The organism is Treponema sp., assembly GCF_045641405.1.
Classification (GTDB): domain Bacteria; phylum Spirochaetota; class Spirochaetia; order Treponematales; family Treponemataceae; genus Treponema_D.
In genome coordinates this window covers 1-7,721 of the sequence record NZ_JAZUGX010000066.1, presented here as the reverse complement: position 1 = coordinate 7,721, position 7,721 = coordinate 1, and the positions used below count along the sequence as shown (strand labels likewise).

Annotated in this window: 5 protein-coding genes; 1 reads left to right on the top strand and 4 read right to left on the bottom strand. The window is 43.9% G+C overall.

Annotation, left to right across the window (positions count from 1 at the left end):
• The coding region (locus ACKI39_RS10415; protein ID WP_407400266.1) for a FliH/SctL family protein at positions 1-395 on the top strand (395 nt) is incomplete at its 5' end.
• A 154-nt stretch (positions 396-549) separates the two neighbouring features.
• Here the strand turns inward: ACKI39_RS10415 and ACKI39_RS10410 are convergent.
• The 4 genes from ACKI39_RS10410 to ACKI39_RS10395 form a co-directional block, all read right to left on the bottom strand.
• The gene (locus ACKI39_RS10410; RefSeq protein ID WP_407400264.1) at positions 550-3,012 is read right to left on the bottom strand and encodes a hypothetical protein; all 2,463 of its coding nucleotides are present in this window, start codon (positions 3,010-3,012) and stop codon (positions 550-552) included.
• 50 nt (positions 3,013-3,062) lie between these two features.
• A complete protein-coding gene (locus ACKI39_RS10405; RefSeq protein WP_407400262.1) occupies positions 3,063-4,673 on the bottom strand; it encodes a transglutaminase-like domain-containing protein in 1,611 nt (536 codons plus the stop codon).
• Positions 4,663-6,621: a tetratricopeptide repeat protein gene (locus ACKI39_RS10400; protein WP_407400260.1), complete on the bottom strand. Its 1,959-nt coding sequence runs from the start codon at positions 6,619-6,621 to the stop codon at positions 4,663-4,665. Before ACKI39_RS10400 ends, ACKI39_RS10405 begins: the two co-directional genes overlap by 11 nt.
• A gap of 104 nt (positions 6,622-6,725) precedes the next feature.
• Positions 6,726-7,574, bottom strand: a complete 849-nt coding sequence (locus ACKI39_RS10395) for a sigma-70 family RNA polymerase sigma factor (protein ID WP_407400258.1) — start codon at positions 7,572-7,574, stop codon at positions 6,726-6,728.
• Positions 7,575-7,721: the final 147 nt, after the last annotated feature.

Below are 7,721 nucleotides of genomic sequence, written 5' to 3'. Positions count from 1 at the left end.
CTGCGGAGATGAAGCTGGAGCTTCTTGCGCAGAGGGCAAGATATTTCAAGGAAGAGAAAGAAGGAGTAAAACTTATGAGCAGCACTGCACAGGAACTGTGGGACGAAATAATGCAGGAAGGATATTCCGAAGGAATGTCCCATGGACTAGAACAGGGACTTAAGCAGGGAATCGAACAGGGTATCGAACAAGGTATCGAACAAGGAATTACCCAGGGTATTTCTCAAGGGTTTTCACAGGGCATTTCTCAGGGTATCTCGCAAGGTGCACATGACAAGGCTGTGGAGACGGCAAGATTGATGCTTATAAACAACATTGAACTTTCCATGGTTGCAAAATGCACGGGGCTTTCCGAAGAGGAGATCGAGAAGCTGAAGGACATTTCTAAGCAGTAGAGAGCCTGCCTGCCAGCGGATTTGTTCGCGCCTACGGCGCTCACGGGGTGTCACACGGATTGGATTTTCCTACGGAAAATCTTGGGGGATGTGGACATGGGGTGATGCAATCAAAATCTAGACTGCGGTCTACATGCCCCATGCCTGAAAGAAACTAATCTTTAGTTACTTCCTGGTACCTCTTGTCACCAAGATTTGTTATTGTTAAAACCTTGACCGGATAAGCAGTTCTATCAATAGTACATTTTGAATTACTTGGCGAGTTTTTTTGCGTCGTTAATCGACTACTTTGAAAAAGGACAACTCTTGGCACATAGTCTGTAGCTGTGTTTAGTTCAGATGTAACTGTCCAATAACAATTATTTGGTTTTAAAGGAGAATCGTCCCATTCATTTATCTTATTTCTTATATTATCAGCCATGTAGTAATACAAAATCTTTTCAGAAGGAATATACCATCCTATATCAATTATTTTCTCATCCCAATAACCATTACCAGAAGGAGTTGGTGTTTTAATTGTAGTCTTTGTATCATTATAAGCCTTATAAATTGCAGGATAGTTGAAATTTCCCGACGCATCCTTTACTCGCCAATAATCCTCATGAATTTCCCTTATTCTATTGTAATCTCTTTCAATCGAATATTCATTCAATGGGTAACACTTATACGCAAGGTTAATGTTATCTATTTGCGTACCCAATTTCTGCCAACTACATTCAGTGCCAACATTATAATTTATAACTATAATATTTTTTTCATCTGAGTAATATACATAGCCAACTTTTGACATTATATTTTTATCTACCAGAGATGTTTTTCCCCATGAATCATAATCGGCTTTACTCATATAAGTAACATAGTCTGTGGAATAACCACCGGTTTTGGAACTTGCCTTAGCCAGTGCTATTTCACCAGGGAAAGCTTTTGGAATATTATAAGTATATACTTTTGATTTACTTTTATTGCCAACCCAATCAATCCAGAAACATTCAATCCTATTTTCTGTTCCTCGGAATGGAGTCCTAACCTGCCATTTCAAATATGGAGCAGCACCATTAAATCCTCCAAATATACCATATCCTTCAGAATTAGTACCTATATTTTGATATACTAATCTTGAATAATCCACTCCTTGTGAAACATAATTAGATTGTACGATTTCAATAGCATGAATTTTCCTCTTATCTCCAGCAGTGATACTAATAACCAATTTTTCTGCAACAGAATGTTCGGAAAAATCTCCGGCTTTTTTTCTAACAATAGTACTATATAAATAATCCTGATCGAATTTCACTCCGTCATAATCATAGTAGGGTAATAATCCATTCTGTACTTTACTAACAAACACAACAGGAATATCACTCCTAATCTCATTTCCTTCTTTATCTTCACTAACAGCCCAAATATTCCATTGGTGCCATCCTGGTTTATTTAGCTTGAATTCAAGCGCCAATTCCTGCTCATTGGATTTTAGTCCATTCAGAGTAGGATCTTCATATATTCCCTGGATTTCTCCGCTCCACAGGTATTCACTTTCATTCAATACATCAGCTCTTTGAAAATCATTGGTTTTAGAGAAGCATAGCCCTACATCACTTCCGTCAATCCAATTATTATTTTTGTCTGTAACAATAGAATCCTCAGGAATTTTCATTACTCTTTCTTCAACATAGAACTTTTTGTATGGCAGACCTTCTGTCTGCTCCAAAATGTAGTAGCACGCAAGGTTCCATGATCCTTTAGAGACAAGTGCTTCTGGATAAGAATTTTCCTTTGCCGTATCAAATGATTTGAAAATTTCCGGTCTAGTCGTAGTAGTCCAGATTTCACTCCCTTTGTAAGCTGATTTTGCCCTGATAACAGGCGCTCCCAAAACAATATCATCAGCAGCATATTCGCCAACAATTGCAACGGGACAAATTTCAATACCGTCTGCCTCATGAGAAAGGAATTTAATTTTTTCCTGATATATACCGTCAATTACTTTTTTTCCGCTGAATGATACAATGCCTTCAAAATCCGTTAAGTCCCTGCCGTCTTTTTTAATCTTGATGGCATCAATTTTATATCCCTTATCTGTCTTTAAATTTACCAGGTAAGTCTCCCCTACTTTTACCATCTGGGATCCAAGAATGTTGAGCGATTCTCCTCTTACTGAAGAATCAAGTCCATCATCAGAATATTCCTTTGGATTCATAAAAGTAACTGTTGGCTTTTTGTAGCATTCTGGAATCAACTCGATGCTGGAAACAGAATACTTTACGGTAATCTCATAGGTTCCGTTGCCCATTTCCTGCACGGTGTAGTCGGTCTCGTTTGAAAGGGTGTGATCCCCGTCTTTCACAATCCAACCTTTGACATAATAATCATCTGAACAGTTGAATCCTACCTGGAAAGGATATCCAACCTTTGCGCCTGTTACAGTCTTTTTAATTACACCATGGCTGTTGTTTTCTACATGGGCAGAAACCTTTATTGAGCTTGCCCTGTTGTAGTCTGCTTCTGCCCTAAGCTTTTCCCTTGCCTCTGCGTTGGCGGTAAGGAAGTTCTGGCAGCCGGAAAGGAGCAATGCTGCTGCAATTAAAGCTCCACCAAGGAAAGTTGTCATCTTTTTCATATAACTTCTCCTGTTTTATTTGTTTATACTATCTACTCTATAAGTTCCAATCAGCGGAACCTTGCCTGTATTCTTTCGCGGGATGGGACCTTTACCTCAAAGCCTTCCTGCGAAACATTTACGCTCTTGAAATCCTTCCAGTTGTCGTGCATTGGATAGATCCTTGAGTTGTCCGTCTCCACATACTTGTTCCATTCGTTGATGCCGTATTTTCTCGCCGCCGCAAAGGTGTCCTGGGTCATGGTCACTTCTACAGGAATCCATGTCCTTCCGCCGTAGAAAATCGCTTCCTGCTCGGTATAGACCTTGCGTCCTTCTTCTTCGCTCATGTCCAGGCTGAACGCCGCATAGATGTGTCCCGGGACGGTGATGAAGGCGCTTTCGATTCCAAGGGATTCAAGGAGTGAACAGTAGAGGATGGAAAGGTCGTCACAGTCGCCCGCCTTGAACTTGAGTGTCTGGTGGGGAAACTGAAGGAAGTCTATGGAAGTAGTTCCTACATTGGCGCTGTAGGAGCTTGAAGGGTCGATTATGTAGCGCATTCCGTATTCGCTCAAAGCCCCGAAAAGCCCCTGGGCAAGCTGCAGGTTTTCGTTGCGGGTCTCATTCATCAAAGGGCGTACCGCAGATGCCACCTGCTTTGCAAATTCTACCGCCGCAGAATTGTTCCTGCTGACATATACAGCGGCACGGCGGTCGTCGTCCCAGCTCATGGCGTTTGCGTTGTACACAGGAATTGTAACCGGAGTTTCTACCCTGAACCTTTTTCCAAGGCGGTTGTATTCCACGATGATGTTTGCCTTGGAGTCGGATTTTTCGGCAACCGTAAGGATCGAAGGATTGAAGATTGCCTTAAGGTCTACCTCTCCCCTTTTGCCTGGCTTTATGTGTGATATGGTTCCGCAGAGTGTCCTCTGGTTCTGGAACTGCTCAAGATAAAAATAGACGCGAACGTTCGTGATTTCTTCTGCCTCGAAGTTTTCAACGACAGCCTTTCCAAAACCGTTTTCCGCATACCAGGAATATAACGAAGGGAAAACAGGATCAAGAGAAAAAAGGTCACCCGTTACCTTCTGTTCCGCAGAATTCAGTTCCGTAAGGTTGAGGGAAACTCCAAGGTTTACTGGGACATAGGAAACAGGAAAGTCTTCGTGCCTGTCCACCATATACCCTGCACCAATGCCCATTCCGACTGCAGGCGAAAAGCTGTACCTTAAGGAAACCCTTGCTCCCATTCCGATTCCGCTGTAGCTCATTTTTCCAGAGCTTGCCTCGTGGCTTGTGGAATAGACGCCGCCAAGAAGATCCGCATTCAGCGTTATGGCTCCACGCAAAGGAATCCTTGCTCCTGCTCCAAGGTTGAAGCTGATGGTGTCGTAGGAATTTATGCTTTTTTCCTTAAGACTGAAGGTATGGTATTCCATTCCGCTGAGAATGCCCACATGCTTCCATGGTCTTACTTCCAGTCCAAGACCTGCTCCAAGACCTTTCTGTATTTCACCCAGAACATCCTTGCTGCTTCCATCCTGCATTGGAATGTCATAGAAGAAATCTCCGTTCACTATGATCTGAACCTGTGACTGCTCCTGAGAAAAAATCGGCATGACGGCACAAAGAAGAACAGCAAAGAATGCAAACAGACAGTTGATTCTATTTTTCATTTGCTATACGTTCCAATCCTTTCTTTGCAACAGAATTGTCCTTGTCTTTTTCAAGAACATTTTCATACCATTTTTTTGCGCTCTTGAGATCCTTCTGGAGCATGTATGTGTTGGCAAGGTTGTTCATGGCTGAGATGTTTCCCTTGTCCGCCATTCCCTTGAATACGATTGCGGCAGAGTTGATGTCTCCAGAGCGGACATAGAGAAGACCCAGTGCTATCCTGTCTTCGTCGTTTGCCTTGCCAGATGAAATTTTCGATTCATATTCCCTGATTTTTGGCTTAAGGTTTTCTGACGTAAAGATTTCAAGCTCCCTCGATGCCTTTGCCGTGAGGCTTGCTGGAGAAGGCTTTGCTATGTTTCTTTTTGCGCTGATACCCAGAGGAGGATATACCTGCCATGCATCCTTGAGGACGACAAAACTTATGTCTCCTTTGTTCATTTCTTCCTTGAGCTGGCGGGCGGCGGCTTTCCATGCTCCGTTGAATCCCTTGCCGATGCTGTTCATGGAAAGAGGAAGATAGAATTCGTCTCCTATGAGAAGAAGCTGTTCTGGGTCGTCAAAGATGGCGGCAACTGCCTTTGAGGACATTTCAAGGTTTGCCGCAACTATAAAGTCGTTTGAAAGAGGAATCAAAGCTGTGCTTACGGAAACGGCTTCAAGAAGCGATGCGAACACGATACCAATCTCGTCGCTGTCTCCCGTCATGTATGTGAGCGTCTGGAACGGATACTGGATGTAGTCATTCTTTGTAATGTCCTTGTGGCTTGATGCATACGGACTTGCCTTGTCCGTTACGCGGGTAATTCCAAGACTGTTGTAGAATTCCGTCATGTACATCGCCGTCTGGATCTTTGAATTGAAACCGGAGCGTATGTTGCTCTTTGCGATGGAACCTGCAAATTTTGAAAGCTCAAGTATCGTCTCGTCGCTTGGGCTGATGAAGGCTGCAAGACTGTTTGGATCGATCCAGCTCATCGTGTTTCTGTTGTAGGTCGAAACAAGTACTGTTGTCGTGGTCGTCATTCTCTTTCCCATAAAGTCATAGGAAACTGTGATTTCTCCAGGGAATGATCCGTCGTCGCTGAATTTCGCAAGTTCTGTGCTGAAGTCACCCTTCAACGGAATGCTGTAGGTCTGTCCCTTGCGGATTTTCTTTGCCTTTCCGCATAAATAGTTTGACGATGTATAAGGAGCGGCCTTAAAGTACACCTTTACGTTCTTTATTTCTGCACCTTCTGCATTCCTTATGAGTACGGTGCCGAATTCCGCATCCTTGTAGACATTCATGTACAATGGATAGATAGGAGCATCCTGTACGATAGATGCATCCACATGCTGCTCTGGTTTCTGGTTGCTGAAGGTATATCTCATGCCAAGACCGATTTCAGGTCCAGCCATGAACGGAGAAAAGCCGTCGTCAAAGTCGTGGCCGTCAAAAAAGTCAACGACATATCCTGCGCGGAGTCCTACGGCAATGTCCGATGTAAGACGATAGTTTATGTTTCCTTCAAGCCTTACATAGGGATTGCATACGGAAACGCTTCCTGGAGACCTTCCATCCTTGTAGCCGTCTCCCGATGCATTCTTTTCTCCAGGATAGTCATAGTTTGCAAAATGGATTCCTGTTGCGGCGCCCAGCCCAAATCCAAGACGACCGAAAGGATACATGTATGTTCCAAATTTTACGCCTGGAGCAATGTCTACGATCGATGAAGGATTACCTTCCTTGATGATGTAGTCGATACCAAGCTCTGGTCCTACAGTAAAGATGTCATATAGATGAAAATTGAAGGCAAGGTCTGTCCCCAGGGCAGGTCCCTTAAGGTTGTTCTTGCTTTCCCCAGACGGAAAAACCAGACCAGGATTTACGTCCACGCTGAAATCCATGGCATGAACCGTAAACGACAGAATGAAAGCCGATATTATTACAATTACTTTTTTCATCGATATTCTCTCTTTTTAAAATAGACTTTGAATCCTTCAGTAATTGTATAGTACCTTATGGAATATATTCAATAGAAAAAGGGGTCTGTCCCCTCTATCCATTCCTACACGGCTTTGTCAAAGTAGCCTTCAAAGAGGTCCATGTTGGCTTCTTCGCGGAACCTCTTCATTGCCTTAAGCTCCTTCTGGCGGATTCCTTCGCGGGTGATTTCAGTGTCCCAGCTTTTTGCGATTTCATCCAGCGACATAGGCTTGCTGCCCTTGAGTCCATAGTGCTTTTCCAGGATTCTTCTTTCGTCATTTGGTAGAGAATTCATGACCTTGTCCAGATTGCTGTACATGTCCTTTGCTATTACTTCATCCAGAGGATCACGGACAGACCTGTCGTCTACGCAGCCATAGAGGTTCTGGTCCTCGTCTTCGTTTGTCATTGCGTCAAGGGATGCGACGCTGCGTGAGGATTCCATGATTGCCTTTATGGCTGTCTTTGTGGCACCCACGCTCTGGGCGATGGTTGCGTACCTTGAAGCCTGGTCCAGTCCTTCAGGAAGCTCTGCCTCGGCAGTTCGGATTCTGGAAAGCTTTGTAAGGCAGTTGTGAGGAAGACGGATTGCGTGTGCCATACCAGCCTCTGCGTTCATCTCGGCACGGATCCAGAATGCGGCACATGTGATGAAGCGCACTTTTTTTTCCAGCTTGAACTTGGAAACTGCCTTTACAAGCCCGATGTTTCCTGCGCTGATAAGGTCTTCGATGTCGGCGGAACATCCAGCGCGGAGCATTTTCTTTGCCTGATCCACCACGAACCTGAGGTTTGCCTGGACAATCCTATCGCCTGCCCTTCTGTCACCAGATTGAGCCTTTGCAATAAGATCCCTTTCCTCTTCTGCCGTAAGGAATTTAAATTTCTCCAGGCTCTTAAGGTAATTGTCAAATGAGTTGAACTGCTTCATATCTATTCCTCCTCGTATATTAATGTAATTGAATTATCTTATTCGATTTGGGATAGTATACCCGTGACATATGACCCGATAACCCGTCTCCTCCTTGGGGCTTTCCCCGTAACTAAGACTGGGTTTCTTGCTCTGGCTGGCAGTACA